Source organism: Ralstonia sp. VS2407 (genome assembly GCF_052950655.1).
On the sequence record NZ_JBRFVG010000318.1, the window covers coordinates 1 to 448 of the forward strand.

General features: G+C 34.4%; 1 protein-coding gene. It reads left to right on the top strand.

The genetic code is table 11. From position 1 onward, the window contains the following. Positions 1–448, top strand: a 448-nt coding sequence (dnaN, locus tag ACU8YE_RS25250; protein ID WP_446930306.1) for a DNA polymerase III subunit beta, incomplete at both ends; no start/stop codon positions are given.

Genomic DNA, 448 nt, shown 5'->3' on the forward strand with positions numbered 1-448 from the left:
TTCATTTATTGACAACAATTATTAGTGAAACAGGTTTTGCTGTATCGATGCACGAAAGTCGTCCAATTTTAACTGGGGTTCACCTTATTTTAGAAAATCAAAAATTACTTGCCGTTGCGACAGATTCACATCGTTTAAGTCAACGTGTGATCCCGACAGAACAAGCAGTAGAAGAATTTAACATTGTAATTCCAGGAAAAAGTTTAACTGAACTTTCTCGTTCATTAACCAATGAAGAAGAAATGGTTGAAATCAGCATTATGGAAAATCAAGTGCTATTTAAAACAGAAACAATGTACTTCTATTCTCGTTTGTTAGAAGGAAATTATCCTGATACCAACCGTTTAATTCCAACTAGCCATAACACGCAAATTGAATTTTATGTACCAGAATTGCTTTCAGCAATCGAACGTGCCTCTTTACTTTCTCATGAAGGACGTAACAATAT